The organism is Hymenobacter duratus (assembly GCF_014698995.1).
Lineage (GTDB): Bacteria > Bacteroidota > Bacteroidia > Cytophagales > Hymenobacteraceae > Hymenobacter > Hymenobacter duratus.
On the sequence record NZ_JACWZZ010000002.1, the window covers coordinates 1,024,659 to 1,039,792 of the forward strand.

The window sequence follows — 15,134 nt, forward strand, 5'->3', positions numbered from 1 at the left end:
GTTAGGGCAGCCCCAAAGGTACAAACCAGGCCGCGCTACATCTTCTGCTCTCCGGACCTTCGCGCGACGCTATCCGTTCGCTCGGCCCAGCACGTTATCCAAGTACTTCTGGGCCGAGCCGGTGTTGAGCAGCAGAATCTGCTCCTCAGGTCGTATCTGGCCGGTGTGCAGTAGGTGCAGAGCCGCGCTCCAAAGTGCCCCGCCTTCAGGGGCCACGAACAGGCCTTCGAGGTGGCTTAGCTCACGCATGCTGGCCAGCATCTGTTCGTCGGTAATGGCCAGGGCCAGGCCGTTGGACTCATCCAGCACGTTCAGCATCAGGGCTTCACCTAATGGGCGCGGCACGGCTAAGCCGTTGGCAATGGACGGGCGGCCGACGTAGGCGTGGCAGTTGGGCTGGCGGCCGGCGCGGGTTTCCACCAACGGGCAGCAGCTGGCGGCCTGCACGGCTATCATGCGGGGCAATTTGGCGTGGCGCGGCAGCCAGCCCAATGCCTGCATTTCGCGCAGGGCCTTCCAGATGCCGATGAGGCCGGTGCCGCCCCCGGCGGGATACAGCAGCACATCGGGCAGCGTCCAGTTGAGCTGCTCGGCCAGCTCGTAGCCCATGGTTTTCTTGCCTTCGAGGCGGTAGGGCTCTTTGAGCGTGGACACGTCGAGCAGCTCGCCGGCGGCATTCAGCTCCCGCACCCGGGCGGCGCAGTCGTTGATGAGGCCGTCTAGGAGGTGGACTTCGGCCCCGTACCAGTAGCATTCCTCCTTGAAAGCCGTGGGCGTGTGACGGGGCATGACCACCACGCAGCGCAGGCCGGCACGGGCGCAATAAGCCGCCAAAGCCACGCCCGCATTACCGGCCGTCGGAATGATGCAGCCCGTAACGCCCAGCTCTTTGGCCTTGGAAACCGCCATGCTCAGGCCCCGGGCCTTGAACGAGCCAGTGGGATTCTGGCCTTCATCCTTGAGCAGCAGGCTGCGGAAGCCGTGGCGGGCCGCTAGGCGCGGCAAGGGCAGTAGCGGCGTCCAGCCTTCGCCCAGCGTCACGAGGTTGGCTTCGTCGAGCAGCGGCAGCAGCGCCCGGTAGCGCCACATGGAGTTGTCGGCGGGGTTGATGGCCTCGGCGCGGGTGCGGGGCGCGGTCAGGTCGTAGCGGGCCAGCAGCGGCTGGGCGCAGCAGTTGGATACGCGCTGCAGCGTAAAGGCGTCGTGGGGGGCGTGGCAGACAGCGCAGTGTAGCGCGTGCAGACAGGAGGTAGTGGAGGTTTCGAGGGTAGTCATAGCGGGGAGTTCAACGCAAAACTCCCCGCTACTCATGCCGTAAACAAACGCCTTCTTGGAATAGCCTATGCTTGTTTGGAATGATGTATAGACGCTACCCTTCGTGTCTCGTCGTTGCTAATGTTGTTATATCAATCGTCAAGTAGCGTCGTTCAAAGACGAGACGCAATATTTCCCGTCTCTACCTCCATCAAACGTCAGCCCGCGAGATTCCTCGCAGGCTCGGAATGACGTTCTGCTTGTGCTGCCCCTGTTACCGCTGCCTGCTTCCATAATACCGTCTGGCGAACTGCACGAAGGTTTTGTAGGGCAGGTTATTTTCGGTGCCTTTGCGCTGCACGAAATCGAAGTGGCGCACCAGGTTCAGGTCGCGCACGGGCACTTCCACCAGCTCGCCGGCGGCCAGCTCCTTCATCACCGACTGCCGGGGTAGAAACGCTAGGCAGGTATCCACCCGCACAAAGTTCTTGAGGGCCTCGGTACCGCCCAGGCGCACTTTCACCGGCAAGTCGGTGAGGCGGATGCCGTGGGTCAGCAGGGCTTCTTCCAGCACGGCCAGCGTGCCGGAGCCGGTTTCGCGCAGGGCGACGGGCGTGCGGCGCAAATCCTGGGCTCCCAGCTCGCGGCGGTTCAGCGGGTTGCGGGCCGAGCACACTGCTACCACTTCATCGGTGAGCAGCGGGGTATACGTCACGTTGCTGACTTTGTGGATACCCTCGATGATGCCCAGGTCGATTTCGTGGTCCAGCAGCGCCTTGAGGATGTTCTCAGAATTGCGGTTTTTGAGTGTGAGCTGCGTGTGCGGAAACCGCGCCAGGTAAGCCGAGAGCACTGGCGGAATAACGTACAGCGAAATGGTGGTGCTGGCCCCAATCACCATCTGCTGGCGCGGCTGAAATTCGGGACTGAGCTCGGTAAACTCCTGCTCCAGCTCGTGCTGCAGCTGCCGGGCCAGCAGCAGCTTGCGGTACAGCAGCTCGCCGGCCGCCGTGAGCTGCACCGCGTTGCCGAGCCGCTCAAACAGGCCCGTTTTGTAGTGCTCCTCCAGCGCCCGCACTCGCTTGCTCACCGCCGACTGGCTCAGAAACAGCGTCTGCCCCGCTTTGGTGAAGCTCAGTTGCCGGGCAACTTCGAGAAAGACTTCGTGGGCGTGGGAAAGCATGGCGGCGAAGGTACGCGCCCGGCTGGGTTTTGGGCGACGTAACGCGCAGAAGTCGAACGTCCTGCCCCGCGTCGACTTCTACACGCCCGGCCTCATTCCAGTGCACAAGATGCCGGAGTTTGGCATTGAGTGGGCGGAGGTGTTTGAGGGTGTGTACAGTTAACTTAGATGGAACGAGTTACGCTGTGCTAAACCCGCCTCAATTAATGAAAAACTAGAATACATGAATCTCCTGTAACTCCAAAGACACAGCAGAGGGCATATACAACACATTAAACGTAGCAGTTACGTCACTCCATTTCCCGTTCAGAGGAAGACTGAACCATACCTCTGCAACCGTTAGGACGTTTTCAATTCTATGCTTTCGGGGCATATGATAGCTTACTTCCGCGTAAGGAGATGCTACATCGTCTGTAGAAGCATCTTGCATTGAAGTGACCTTGTAAACTTCTATCTCAGCATCAGACTCAGGAAATCCATACCCATAAATCACCTCTCTCATTAGATCAGGTGTCCACTCATAATAGGGGTCTTGATACGTAAACTGAAATGCTTCCTCATAGTATTCCTTTTCTAACAATTTCACCCAAGTGTGCACTGCTTCTATTATGTCTTGGTCCGAAGCATCTAAAGGCAATAAAACTGGCATAACTCAACAGAATTTATTTAGGGGTAAGGTAAAGTAGCGACAATCATATTCTGCTATTGAATCCTGTTTTTCTATACCTTCCGGCGTCTTCCCTAACTCCTCCCTTTCCATGCTGTTTCGCTCCTTTTCCCGCCTGCCGCTGCTGGTGTTGCTGGCGGTGCTGTGCGCCTGCTCCAAGTCCGGTTCCGATGCCGGCCAGGACCCCAACGGCGAGGAAATTGACCCGTACCAGAACCTCGTATTCCAGTTTGCCGATGCCGTGGTGACGCCCGAGCTGCAGGACCGCTGGGATACGGTGCAGGTGGTGAGCTTCGAGCCGGCCGTGCGCGGCAAGTTCAAGTGGACGTCGGACCGGGAGCTGATTTTCTCGCCCAGCACGCCATTTAAGCCCAGCACCGCCTTTAAGGCCACGCTGCGCAAGGAGGCGCTGCCCGAAGCCAAGCGCAACGCCGAGCTGCCCGAGAACCGTCAGAAATTCCACACGCCCTACCTGGAGATGCAGGAGCCGCAGGCGTTCTGGGGCCGCTCCAGTCGGGCCGCCGGCACTGCCGAGATGCGCGTGGAGCTGCCCTTCAACTACGCCGTGAAGCCTGCCGACGTGAAGCCGCTGCTGCGCGTGACCCAGGACGGCCAGCCCGTAGCCTTCGAGGTCAGCGGCGAGCCCGGCGAGGTGGTGCGCGTGCGCCTCAACCAGCAGGTGCGCCCCGGCACGCCGCTCACGGTGGCGCTGGCCCAGGGCCTGCACGCCGTGGGCAGCGACCAGCCCAGCACCACCGACTACGAAACCCAGGTAACGGTGCCCGACCCCGAGGCCCTGCAGGTAACCACCATCGAAGGCTCGCTGAAAAACGCCGACCCGATGGTGCTCATCACCACCAACCAGCCCGTCACGGCCACCGATTTGCAGAGATACCTCACCGTGTCGCCGCAGGTGGCCTACGAAGTGGAGGAAGTGGAAAACGGCGTGCGGCTGAAAGGCGGCTTCGAGGTGGGCCGCAGCTACCAGATTGGCGTGAACCAGGGCCTGCGCGGGGCGCTGGGCGGGATGCTCGGGGAGGGCGTGACCCAGACCGTGAGCTTCTCCGACGAGCGACCCACCATCAGCTTCGCCAGCGCCGACAAGGCCATGTATCTTGATGCGCTGGGCTCGCGCAACCTGGGCGTGCGCATCAACGAGGTGAGCCAGGTGAAGGTGACCATTGCCAAAGTGTACGCCAACAACATTCAGCAGCTGCTGCGCGGCGGCACCCAGTACGGCTACCCCGAGTACGACGGCGAGGAAAGCAATGAGGAAGAAGGCGACGGGGGCGAGTACGTGGACCACTCCTTCCAGTACTACGACGTGGAAAACCTGGGCAACGTGCTGACGGAGCGCACCTACACCGTGTCGGGGCTACCCAAGGCGCAGGGGCTGCGGCTCCTAAATTTGAACCTCAAAGACCTGGAGTTTTCGGGTGGCCTCAAAGGACTCTACATCATCAAGGTGCAGGACACCGAGCGGCAGTGGCTGCAGGTGAGCAAGCTGGTGGCCGTGTCGGATATCGGGCTGATTGTGAAGCAGGGCAAGGCCGGCAGCACGCTGGTGTTTGCCAACTCCATCCGCAACGCAAAGCCGCTTTCCGGCGTGGAACTGCGCTACATCAGCACCAACAACCAGGTGATGGGCACCGGCATTTCCAACGGTGATGGCGTGGCCCGCTTCGATAGTACGGCCGCCAACGGCCGCTTCAAGCTGGGCATGGTGATGGCCCAGCAGGGCAACGACTTCACCTTCCTCGACCTGAGCCGCAGCCGCGTGGAAACCTCCCGCTTCGAGGTGGGCGGTCTGCAAACCAACGCCGCCCGCTACCAGGCCTTCCTCTACGGCGACCGGGACCTGTACCGCCCCGGCGACACCATCCAGACCAACACCGTACTGCGCACCGACGCTTGGCAAGCCCCGCCCAAGGGCCTGCCGGTGAAAATCCGGCTGCTGCTGCCCACCGGCAAGGAGTACGCCAGCCTGCAGAAGCAGCTGAACGCGGCCGGCTCCTTCGAAGCGCGCTTCATTCTGCCCCCGGCCGTGATGACCGGCCTCTACACCTTGGAAGTCCTCACCGGCAACGACGTGCTGCTGACTTCGCGCCAGCTCTCGGTGGAGGAGTTTATTCCGGACCGTATGAAGGTGACGGTGAAGGCCGACCGCGCCGTGGTGAAGCCCAGCCAGTCGGTTTCGGCCCTGATTACGGCCCAGAACCTGTTTGGCCCGCCCGCTGCTGACCGTAAGTTTGAAGTGGAGTTTTCCTTAAAGGAAAAAGCATTCAACCCCAAAGGCTTCGAGCAGTTCACCTTCGCCATCAACAGCGGCGACAAGCGGCGCGGCAGCTACGGCGACCTGGAATCGACACCCATTTCCGACCGGTTCGAGAAAACCACCCGCGAAGGCACCACCGACGCCGCCGGCCGCGGCACCGCCACTTACGAAGTCCCCGATTACACCGACATCGGCACCCTGGAAGGCGCGGCCTTCACCACGGTGTTTGACGAAACCGGCCGCCCGGTAAACCGCCTGGCCACCTTCGAGGTGCAAACCCAGCCGGTGCTGTTCGGCATCCGGAGCGCCGATGATCTGGTGAGCACCGGCCAGCCGCTGGCCGTGCAGCTGGCGGCCCTCACGCCGGCCGGCCAGCCCACCACGGCCCAGGCCCGGGTGCAGGTGGTGCGCCTGCTCTGGGAGACGGTCATTGAGCGCCAGGGCGGCCGCTACGTGTACAACTCGCAGAAGCGCGAGGAAGTGGTGCTCAACCGCGTGGTGTCGGTGAAAGGCGCGGGCCAGGATGCCGGCCTGAACTTCACGCCCACCTACTCCGGCGAGTACGAAATCCGGGTGTCGGGCACCGGGGCCGTGACCTACGTGGCCCGGCGCTTGTACGCCTACGGCTACGGCGACACCCAGAGCAATTCCTTCGAGGTGAACAACGAGGGCGAGGTGACCATTGAGGCCGACAAGCCCACCTACGAGCCCGGCGACGTGGCCCACCTGCTGCTGAAAACGCCCTTCCCTGGCCGCGTGCTCGTGACCGTGGAGCGGGACCGGGTGCTCGACCACTTCTACGTGAACACCGACGAGAAATCGGCCAAGGTGGACGTGCCCATCCGCGGCAACCACGTGCCCAACATCTACGTGACGGCCACCGCCATCCGCGAAATCAAGGACAACCGCCTGCCACTCACCGTGGCCCGGGGCTTCGTGCCGCTGACGGTGGAGAAGCCCGGCGCCCGCCTGCAAGTCGCCATCAAAGCGCCCGCCCAAAGCCGCTCCCAGACCGCCCAGACCATTGAAGTAACCACCGCCCCCGGCGCGCAGGTGACGCTGGCTATGGTGGACGAGGGCATTCTGCAGATGAAGGACTATCGCACGCCCGACCCTTACGGCTACTTCTACCAGAAGCGCGCCCTGGAAGTGCAGGCCTACGACGTGTACCCCTTCCTGCTGCCCGAGCTGGGCACCAGCAGCACCGGCGGCGACGGCTACGACCTCTCGCGCCGCACCACGCCCGTGCCCAACCGCCGCGTGCGCCTCCTGGCCAAATGGAGCGGCGTGCTCACCGCCGACGCCAGCGGCAAGGTGCGCTACAAGCTGCAAATCCCGCAGTTCAGCGGCGCCATCCGCATCATGGCCGTGGCCTACAAAAGCGACGCCTTCGGCTCAGCCGAGCACACCATGAAAGTGGCCGACCCGGTAGTTATTTCGACTGCGTTGCCCCGCTTCCTCAGCCCCGGCGACACGATTGACGTGCCCGTAACGCTGACAAATACAACGGGAGCAGCTATTAAGGGGACAGTAATCATCAAGGTGAATCCACGGGAGGAGCCCTTGAGCGTAGTTCAAGTTGGTCAGAAAAACTTCGACTATTCCGATTCCTATAGTGCCTTGTTACAGCCAGGCAGCGAAAAACGTGTTGTATTCTACCTGTGCGCAAAACCCAAGATTGGTAACGCGAAGGTGGAAATCATCTTCTCTACAACAGGTAGTAAGGAAATCTTCACCGAAACCATCGAGCTACCCATTCGCCCCGCTTCGCCGCTGCAGAAGCGCACGGGGGCGGGCGTGGTAGCGGGTGGCGCGGCCCAGCAGCTGAACCTGCGCACCGACTTCCTGCCTTCCTCCCTGCGAAGCCAGCTGGTAGTGAGCCGCTCGCCCATGACGGAGTTTGCCAAGGACCTGCGCTACCTGCTGCAATACCCCTACGGCTGCCTGGAGCAAACCGTGTCGGCCGCCTTCCCGCAGCTGTACTACGGTGATTTGGCCGCTTCTCTAGGTCAGAAAACTGGCAAGACGGGCAAAGCCGGCCTGTTCAACCCGAATTACCACGTGCAGGAAGCCATCCGCAAGGTGGAAGCCCAGCAGATGTACAACGGCAGCCTCAGCTACTGGCCCGGCGGCGACTACGACAACTGGTGGGCTACCGCCTACGCCGCCCACTTCCTGCTCGAAGCCCAACAAGCCGGCTTCGATGTGAACAAGAACGTGCTCGACCGGGTGCTGCGCTACCTGCAGGCCCGCGTCCGCAAGCGCGAAACCGACACCTACAACATCATCCAGACCGGCGGCGTGATTCAGCCCGTGACCCTGGCCAAGAAGGAAATTGCCTACTCGCTCTACGTGCTGGCCCTGGCCGGCCGGCCCGATGCCGTGGGCCTGAACTACTACAAAGCCAACCGCAAGCTGCTGCCCGAAGACTCCCGCTACCTGCTGGCGGCGGCCTTCGCCCTGAGCGGCAACCAGCGCAGCTACCGGGAGGCCCTGCCCACCCGCTTCGGGGTGCAGTCCATTGCCGGCCGCCAGCTCGGCGACGCCTTCTCCTCCCCCATCCGCGACGAGGCCCTGGTGCTCAACGCCCTGCTCGCCGCCGACCCCGCCAACGCCCAGGTGAACGTGCTGGCCCGCCAGCTCAGCCGCCAGGTGAAGCAGGCCGGCTGGCTTAGCACCCAGGAACGCGCCTTCGCGCTACTGGCGCTGGGCAAGCTGGCCCGCAAAAACGCCGGCAGCACCGTCACGGCCAGTCTGCTGGCCGATGGCAAGGCCATCGGTAACTTCTCAGGCAAAGACCTCACAGTAAGCAACGTGGCCAACCGCCAGCTGGCCCTGCGCACCAGCGGCAAAGGCAGCCTCTACTACTTCTGGGAAACCGAGGGCATCTCGCCCACCGGCCAGGTGCGCGAGGAAGATGCATACCTGCAGGTGCGCCGCCAGTTTCTGGACCGCACCGGCGCGCCTGTGGGCAGCACCAGCTTCCGCCAGAATGATTTGGTGGTCGTGAAAATCACCATTCAATCAGCTGAGTCGGCCGGTGAAGTCAAGAACGTGGCCATTACCGACCTGCTCCCCGCCGGCCTGGAAATCGAAAACCCGCGCATCGGCGCCGTGCGCGACATCACCTGGGCCACCGACGCCGCCCAACCCGACTACCTCGACGTGCGCGACGACCGAATCAACTTCTTCACTACCGTCACCCCCACGCCCAAGTCGTTCTACTACCTCTGCCGCGCCGTGAGCAAAGGTACCTTCAAGCTAGGCCCCGTCAGCGCCGACGCCATGTACAACGCCGAGTACCACAGCTACTCCGGCAGCGGCGTGGTGCGTGTGCGGTAGAGACGCAATATTTTGCGTCTCGTCGTTGCTGATGTTATTTCTATAATGCGGCTCCGCATCGTTCAACGACGAGACGCAAAATATTGCGTCTCTACACCATTTCAGTTGCTTAGAACTACACCTCACCAATGGATACCGGGCTGTATCAGGACAAATACCGCATTGCTTCAACCCGCTGGCAAGGATACCACTACAGCCAGAACGGTGCGTATTTCATCACTATCTGCACGCAGAACCGACGCCGGTATTTTGGGGAGATACGGGCCGGACAAGCCGTCGGTGAAGCAGCGGTGCTGGTTCCCACACCTCTTGCCGAACGTGCCTTAGCGTGCTGGCAGGAAATACCGGACCACTTTGCTTTTGCAGTACCGGACGCTTTTGTAGTGATGCCTGACCATGTACACGGCATCATCTTCTTCCACAAACCGGATACGAATACGGAAGCCGCTGCCACGTTCGGCCCACAAAGCCAGAATTTGGCGGCTGTCGTGCGCGGCTTCAAAGTGGGCGTGAAGGCCTGGGCAAAGCGCACCGGCGTGGAATTCACGTGGCAGCAGGGGTATTTTGACCGGGTGGTACGCAACGAAGCTGAGCTACAGAAGGCGCGGGAATACATTCGCAATAATCCCTCCCAATGGTCGGCTGACCATGATAAAGCAGACGGCTTGTTCCGTTGAACGAGGTAGAGACGCAATATTTTGCGTCTCGTCATTGAACGATTCAGAATTGCCCGAACGCCGGAAATAGAAAACCGCAGCTACATATAATAACATCAGCAACGACGAGACGCAAAATATTGCGTCTCTACATCCCATGAAACGCCGCCCCCTTTACCGCTTGCTGGCGGGCCTTGGCCTGTTGCTGCTGCTCTTGCTGGGGCTGGACTGGATGTTTCCGGTGCCGCCCGCGCCGCAGTACTCGCCCCTGGTACTGGCCGCCGACGGCTCGGTGCTGCACGCCTACCTCAACCCCACCCAAAAGTGGCGGATGAAGACGGAGCTGCGCGAGATTACGCCGGTGCTGCGGGCCGCCATCATCGAGAAGGAGGACCGGTGGTTTCGGTGGCATTTCGGGGTTAACCCCGTGGCCCTGGTGCAGGCCGCCGGGCGTAACCTGCTGGGCACGGGGCGCACCACTGGGGCCAGCACCATCACCATGCAGGTGGCCCGGCTGCTGGAACCCAAGGAGCGCACGCTGCCCAACAAGCTGCTGGAAATGGCCCGGGCCGTGCAGCTGGAGGCCTACTACAGCAAGGACGAGATTCTGCAGCTCTACCTGAACCTAGTGCCCTACGGCGGCAACGTGGAAGGCGTGAAATCGGCCGCGCTGCTCTACTTCCAGCAACCGCCCGACTACCTCTCTTTGGCCCAGACGGTAACGCTGGCCATCATCCCGAACCGGCCGCGGGGGCTGGTACTGGGCAAGAACAACGCGGCCGTGCTCCGGGAGCGAAACCGGTGGCTGCGGCGCTTCGGGGCGGCGGGGCTGTTCCCGGCGCAGGACGTGGCAGATGCACTATTGGAGCCGCTCGACGTGCAGCGCCACGCCGCGCCTACGCTGGCTCCGCACCTGGCGCGGCGGCTGGTGCGGCAGTTTCCGCACTCGGCCATCATCCGCAGCAGTTTGCAGCGCGCCAAGCAAAGCAAAGCCGAGGACCTCACCCGCAACTACGTGCGCCGCCTGCGCGAGCTGGGCATTTCGCAGGCCGCCGTGTTGGTGGTGAACAACCGCACCCGGCAGGCGGAAGCCTACGTGGGCTCGGCCGATTTCCGCGACTTCGCCAGCCAGGGCCAGAACGACGGCGTGGTGGCGGTCCGCTCGCCAGGCAGCACGCTCAAGCCGTTTCTCTACGCGCTGGCTATGGACCGGGGCCTCGTCACGCCTAAGCTGCTGCTGCCCGACGTGCCCACCAACTTCCAGGGCTACCGCCCCGAGAACTTCGACAAGCACTGCAACGGCGAGGTAACGCTGGAACGCGCCCTGGCCTACTCGCTCAACATTCCGGCCGTGCGCGTACTCAACCAGCTCGGCGTACCTGCCTTCACCGACAAGCTTCGCCAAGCCGGCTTCCGCAGCGTCACGCGCAACCGCACTCAACTGGGCCTGAGCAGCATTTTGGGTGGCTGCGGGGCTTCGTTGGAGGAGTTGACAGGGCTTTATGTGACGCTGGCCAACGGCGGCCGGTACGCGCCGCTGCGTTACCGGGCACCCCACCCCCCGGCCCCCTCCCTTCCGGGAGAGGGGGGGCCACGGCGGCGCGGTTCTAAATCGTCAGGCTCCCCTTCTCTTCTGGAGAGGGGGCCGGGGGATGAGGCGCTCATCTCCGAATCCACCGCCTTTCTCACCACCGACATCCTAAGTCAGCTCACCCGGCCCGATTTGCCGCTGGGCGCCGCCAGCAGCATGCGGCTGCCCAAAGTGGCCTGGAAAACCGGCACCAGCTACGGCCGCCGCGACGCCTGGAGCATCGGCTACAACCGGCAGTACACCATCGGCGTGTGGCTGGGCAACTTCAGCGGCCAGGGCAGCCCGGCTCTGACTGGGGCCGACGTAGCAACGCCTCTGCTCTTCGACCTGTTCAATACGCTGGCCTACAACTCGCCCAACGATTGGTTTGTGCCTCCGGCCGCGCTGGACTTCCGGCTAGTGTGCGCCGAAAGTGGCCTCGTGCCCGGCGAAACCTGCCCCAACCAACTCATCGACTATTTCTTGCCCAACGTGAGCAGCGGGCAGCGCTGCCAGCACCAGCGCGAAGTATTGCTTTCGGCTGATGGGAGCTTCACGTACTGCCGGGCCTGCGCGCCGGCGGCCGGATACCGGCGGGAGCTGTACCCGAATCTGCTGCCGGAAGTGGCGGCGTATAAGGAGGCGCAGGGCATTCCGTACCGCCGCCTGCCGCCCCACAACCCGCAGTGCCAGCTGGTGCGCGGCGGCCGGGAGCTGGCCCCCACCATCACCTCACCCACCGCCAACACCGAGTACGTCCTCAACGCCCGCGAGCAGCAGCAGCTCCTGCTCAGCTGCACCACCGACAGCGAAGTACGCCAGGTGTATTGGTACGTGAATGACCAGTTTCTGCGAGCCGCCGCTGCTACCGAGCGGGTATTTTTCCGCCCGCCGGCCGGGCCGCTCAAAATCTCCTGCGCCGATGACCACGGCCGTAACACCGATGTGCTGGTGACGGTGACGGAGCTGAATTAGGCAACATATACTGCAGCCATAAAGAAGCCCTGCTACCGCATGAATTTCTCAGTGGCAACAGGGCTAGGCTACTCAATAAAATAAGTACCTGACCTTATTTACGCGCACCATAACATTCCGGCACCGGGCGGGTTTAACCAACTTGCACCCCGCTCCACACCGAAACACAGGTCGGTATTTCCCTACTCACCGCCTGGTTTCGGGTCCCGTTTGACATGCAGCCCCTACCGGCCTTGTGTGTCCATCGAGGCATCCGCTCTATCCGCTTCTATTGGGTCGCCCAGCCCTGAACCGCTCAGTTACGTATCGGAGTAACTGTTTTTTCTTTTTTATGAACTACGTACACCAGACGCTCAGGCTTCTGCTAGGCTTTCTGTGGCTTGCTCCCAGCGCAGGTGTAGCCCAGACGGCCGCGCCATCCATACCGCCTAACCAGGAACTTACCCTCGACCAATGCCTGAATGTGGCCCTGGCCAATCAGCCATTGCTGCGGCAGGCCCGCGTTGATCAGGAAATTACCCGCGCCGAAAACCAGATTGCGCTGGCCGGCTGGCTGCCGCAGGTGGGCTTGCAGGGCACGGCGCAGCACTACTTCCAGCTGCCCTTCACCATCTTCCCCGACCCGGCCACCGGCACGCTCACACCCCGCCAGATTGGGGTGCGCAACGTGACCACCGTGGGTTTGAGCGGGACGCAGGCCATCTACAACAACGACGTGCTGCTGGCCGCCCGCAGCAAGCGGTTCAACAACCAGGCCGCCACCCAGAACACGGTGAACGTGAAGATTACCACGGTTTCCGACGTGAGCAAGGGCTTCTACGACGTGCTGCTGGCCCAGCGCCAGCTGGAGGTATTCAGCCAGGACATTGCCCGCCTCCAGCGCAACTACCGCGACGCCCGGGCCCGCTACGACACCGGCATTGCCGATAAGACGGAGTACCTCCAGGCCGAAATTTCCCTCAACAACTCCCTGGCCGGCCGCAAACAGTCGCAGGAAGCCATTAAGGCGCGGCTGGCTTACCTCAAGCAACTGATGGGCCTGCCCCCCGAACGGCCCCTGGCGCTGCAATACGACACGCTGAAGCTGGAGCTGGATGCCACCATGGACACGGCCGCCGTGCTGAACATCAACAACCGCATCGAAATTCAGCAGCTCCAGACGCAACGGTCCTTGCAGGACCTGACGGTGGACTACTACCGCTTCGGGTTTCTGCCGTCGTTGTCGGCGTTTGCCAACTACAACTCGGTGTTCCAGAACAACTCGGCCAGTGAGCTGTACCGCACCCGCTTCCCGAACTCCTACGCCGGTTTGCAGCTGGGGCTGCCCATTTTCACCGGCTTTCGGCGGCTCCAGAACGTGCGCCGCGCCCGCCTGCTCAACACCCGCCTGGAGGAGGACGTGAGCAACACCCGCAACCAGATCAACACCGAGTACGCCACCGCGCTGGCCAACTATAAGGGCTACTACACGCAGTACCTGCTGGGCAAGCGCAACCTGGAAGCCTCCAAGGAAGTGTACAACGTCATCAACCTGCAATACCGGGAAGGCATCCGCGCCTACATCGACCTGATTGTGGCCCAGACCACCCTGCGCACCTCCCAGCTCAACTACTACACCGCCCTTTTCCAGCTCCTGAGTAGCAAAGTAGACCTGCTCCGCGCCCTCGGCGAGCTGCCGACGGAGTATTAAACCTTGCCGTTAAACGACCGGAACCATGCCGGTTGAACGATGTAGAGACGCAACACTTTGCGTCTCGTCGTTGAACGGCAGGAACCACGCCGGTTGCCCAACCTCAGCAACGACGAGACGCGAAGTGTCGCGTCTCTACATCGCCCCAGCTACCCCTTCATAGCCCAGGGTTTCAACCCCGGGCACCCGCGCCGCCCGCCGCCGGACATACATCCTCCTTCTGCCGCTCCTGCTTTCCGATATGAACCATACCCTCCTCCGCCCCCTCGCCTTTGCCGCCAGCCTGCTGGCGTTGGCCGGCTGCGGCCAGAAAGAAGACGAAAAAGCCGCCGGGCCGCCGCCGGCTACTCCCGTGACGCTGGTTGCTGCCCGCACCACCGACGCCGTGTACTACGACGAGTACCCGGCCACCGTGGTAGCCCTCAACAACGTGGAGCTGCGCAGCCAGGTGGCCGGCTTCATCACCCAGATCTACTTCAAGGATGGCGACCTGGTGCAGAAGGGCAAGCCGCTCTATGAGATTGACCGCCGCAAGTACCAGGCTGCCTACCAGCAGGCCCTGGCCGGCCTCCGCAGCGCCCAGGCCGTGGTGCAGAACGCCCAGGTGAACCTGAACCGCTACCAGCGGCTGGCCCAGCAGGACGCCATTGCCAAGCAGATCGTCGACAACGCCGCCACCAGCTATTCCACCGCCCAGGCCCAGGTGGCCGAGGCCCAGGCCAACGTGGCCCTGGCCCGCACCGACCTCGACTATTCGGTGATTAACGCGCCGTTTACGGGCCGCATCGGCATTTCGCAGGTGCGGCTGGGGGCGCAGGTGAGCCCCGGCACCACGCTGCTCAACACCATCAGCGCCGAGGACCCGATGGGCGTGGACTTCGTGATTCCGGACACCGACCTGAGTCGCTTCGCCGATTTGCAGCGCCAGGGTGGCGGCCGTCAGGACTCCACGTTCCGTCTCGTGCTGCCTGATGGCACGCGCTACGCCCAGCCCGGCAAGATGCTCGCCATCGACCGGGGTGTAAACCAGCAGACGGCCACTGTGCAGATTCGGGTGCAGTTTCCGAACCCGAAGCGCGAACTGAAGGACGGCATGAGCACCGTGCTCAACGTGCTCAACCGGCAGTCGGGCCGCCGGTTGGTGGTGCCGTTTAAGGCCGTGGTAGAGCAGATGGGTGAGAACTTCGTGTTCATCGCCGGCGACAGCAGCAAGGCCTACCAGCGCAAAGTACAGCTCGGCCCCCGCCTCCGCGACCAAATCGTGATAATGGAAGGCATCAAGGACGGCGACAAAGTAGTCACCGAAGGACTAAACCGCCTGCGCGACGGCGGCCAGATTCAGGTAGGCACGCCCGCCCAGGCCCAAACAGGCGCACCGGCTGCCGGAGCCGCCAAATAATAGACATCCCAGCGGTGTAGAGAGGCGAATATGCGTCTCTGCACCGCTGAACCATGCCGTTGAACGGTCCCGCAGCCGGCCGTTCGACGAGGAGACGCGAATACGCGTCTCTACACCGCCCAA

9 protein-coding genes are annotated in these 15,134 nt (G+C 62.6%); 6 read left to right on the top strand and 3 right to left on the bottom strand.

Features of this window, described 5'->3' with window-relative positions; genetic code table 11:
* Positions 1-69 precede the first annotated feature (69 nt).
* Both IC231_RS12335 and IC231_RS12340 read right to left on the bottom strand, forming a co-directional pair.
* Positions 70-1,275 (bottom strand): threonine synthase, encoded by a 1,206-nt coding sequence (locus IC231_RS12335; protein WP_211539027.1) that lies wholly within the window; start codon positions 1,273-1,275, stop codon positions 70-72.
* Positions 1,276-1,528: 253 nt separating this feature from the next.
* On the bottom strand, positions 1,529-2,437 hold the full coding sequence (locus tag IC231_RS12340; protein ID WP_190784787.1) for a LysR substrate-binding domain-containing protein: 909 nt from the start codon (positions 2,435-2,437) through the stop codon (positions 1,529-1,531).
* On the opposite strand from IC231_RS12340, the gene IC231_RS12345 reads away from it, so the two are divergent.
* Positions 2,436-2,600, top strand: a complete 165-nt coding sequence (locus tag IC231_RS12345) for a hypothetical protein (RefSeq protein WP_190784788.1) — start codon at positions 2,436-2,438, stop codon at positions 2,598-2,600. The genes IC231_RS12340 and IC231_RS12345 overlap by 2 nt on opposite strands.
* 51 nt (positions 2,601-2,651) lie before the next feature.
* Here IC231_RS12345 and IC231_RS12350 read toward each other — a convergent pair whose 3' ends face one another.
* Positions 2,652-3,086, bottom strand: a complete 435-nt coding sequence (locus IC231_RS12350; RefSeq protein WP_190784789.1) for a hypothetical protein — start codon at positions 3,084-3,086, stop codon at positions 2,652-2,654.
* Between the two features lie 109 nt (positions 3,087-3,195).
* On the opposite strand from IC231_RS12350, the gene IC231_RS12355 reads away from it, so the two are divergent.
* From IC231_RS12355 to IC231_RS12375, 5 genes are all read left to right on the top strand, one after another.
* Positions 3,196-8,721: an alpha-2-macroglobulin family protein gene (locus tag IC231_RS12355; RefSeq protein WP_190784790.1), complete on the top strand. Its 5,526-nt coding sequence runs from the start codon at positions 3,196-3,198 to the stop codon at positions 8,719-8,721.
* 128 nt (positions 8,722-8,849) lie between these two features.
* Positions 8,850-9,398: a transposase gene (locus IC231_RS12360; RefSeq protein ID WP_190784791.1), complete on the top strand. Its 549-nt coding sequence runs from the start codon at positions 8,850-8,852 to the stop codon at positions 9,396-9,398.
* Between the two features lie 136 nt (positions 9,399-9,534).
* Positions 9,535-11,922, top strand: a complete 2,388-nt coding sequence (pbpC, locus tag IC231_RS12365; RefSeq protein WP_190784792.1) for a penicillin-binding protein 1C — start codon at positions 9,535-9,537, stop codon at positions 11,920-11,922.
* A gap of 331 nt (positions 11,923-12,253) precedes the next feature.
* Entirely contained in the window at positions 12,254-13,612 is a 1,359-nt protein-coding gene (locus tag IC231_RS12370) for a TolC family protein (protein WP_190784793.1), read from the top strand.
* A gap of 241 nt (positions 13,613-13,853) precedes the next feature.
* Positions 13,854-15,011 carry an efflux RND transporter periplasmic adaptor subunit gene (locus IC231_RS12375; RefSeq protein ID WP_190784794.1) on the top strand — a complete coding sequence of 386 codons (1,158 nt, stop codon included), beginning with the start codon at positions 13,854-13,856 and terminating at the stop codon, positions 15,009-15,011.
* Positions 15,012-15,134: the final 123 nt, after the last annotated feature.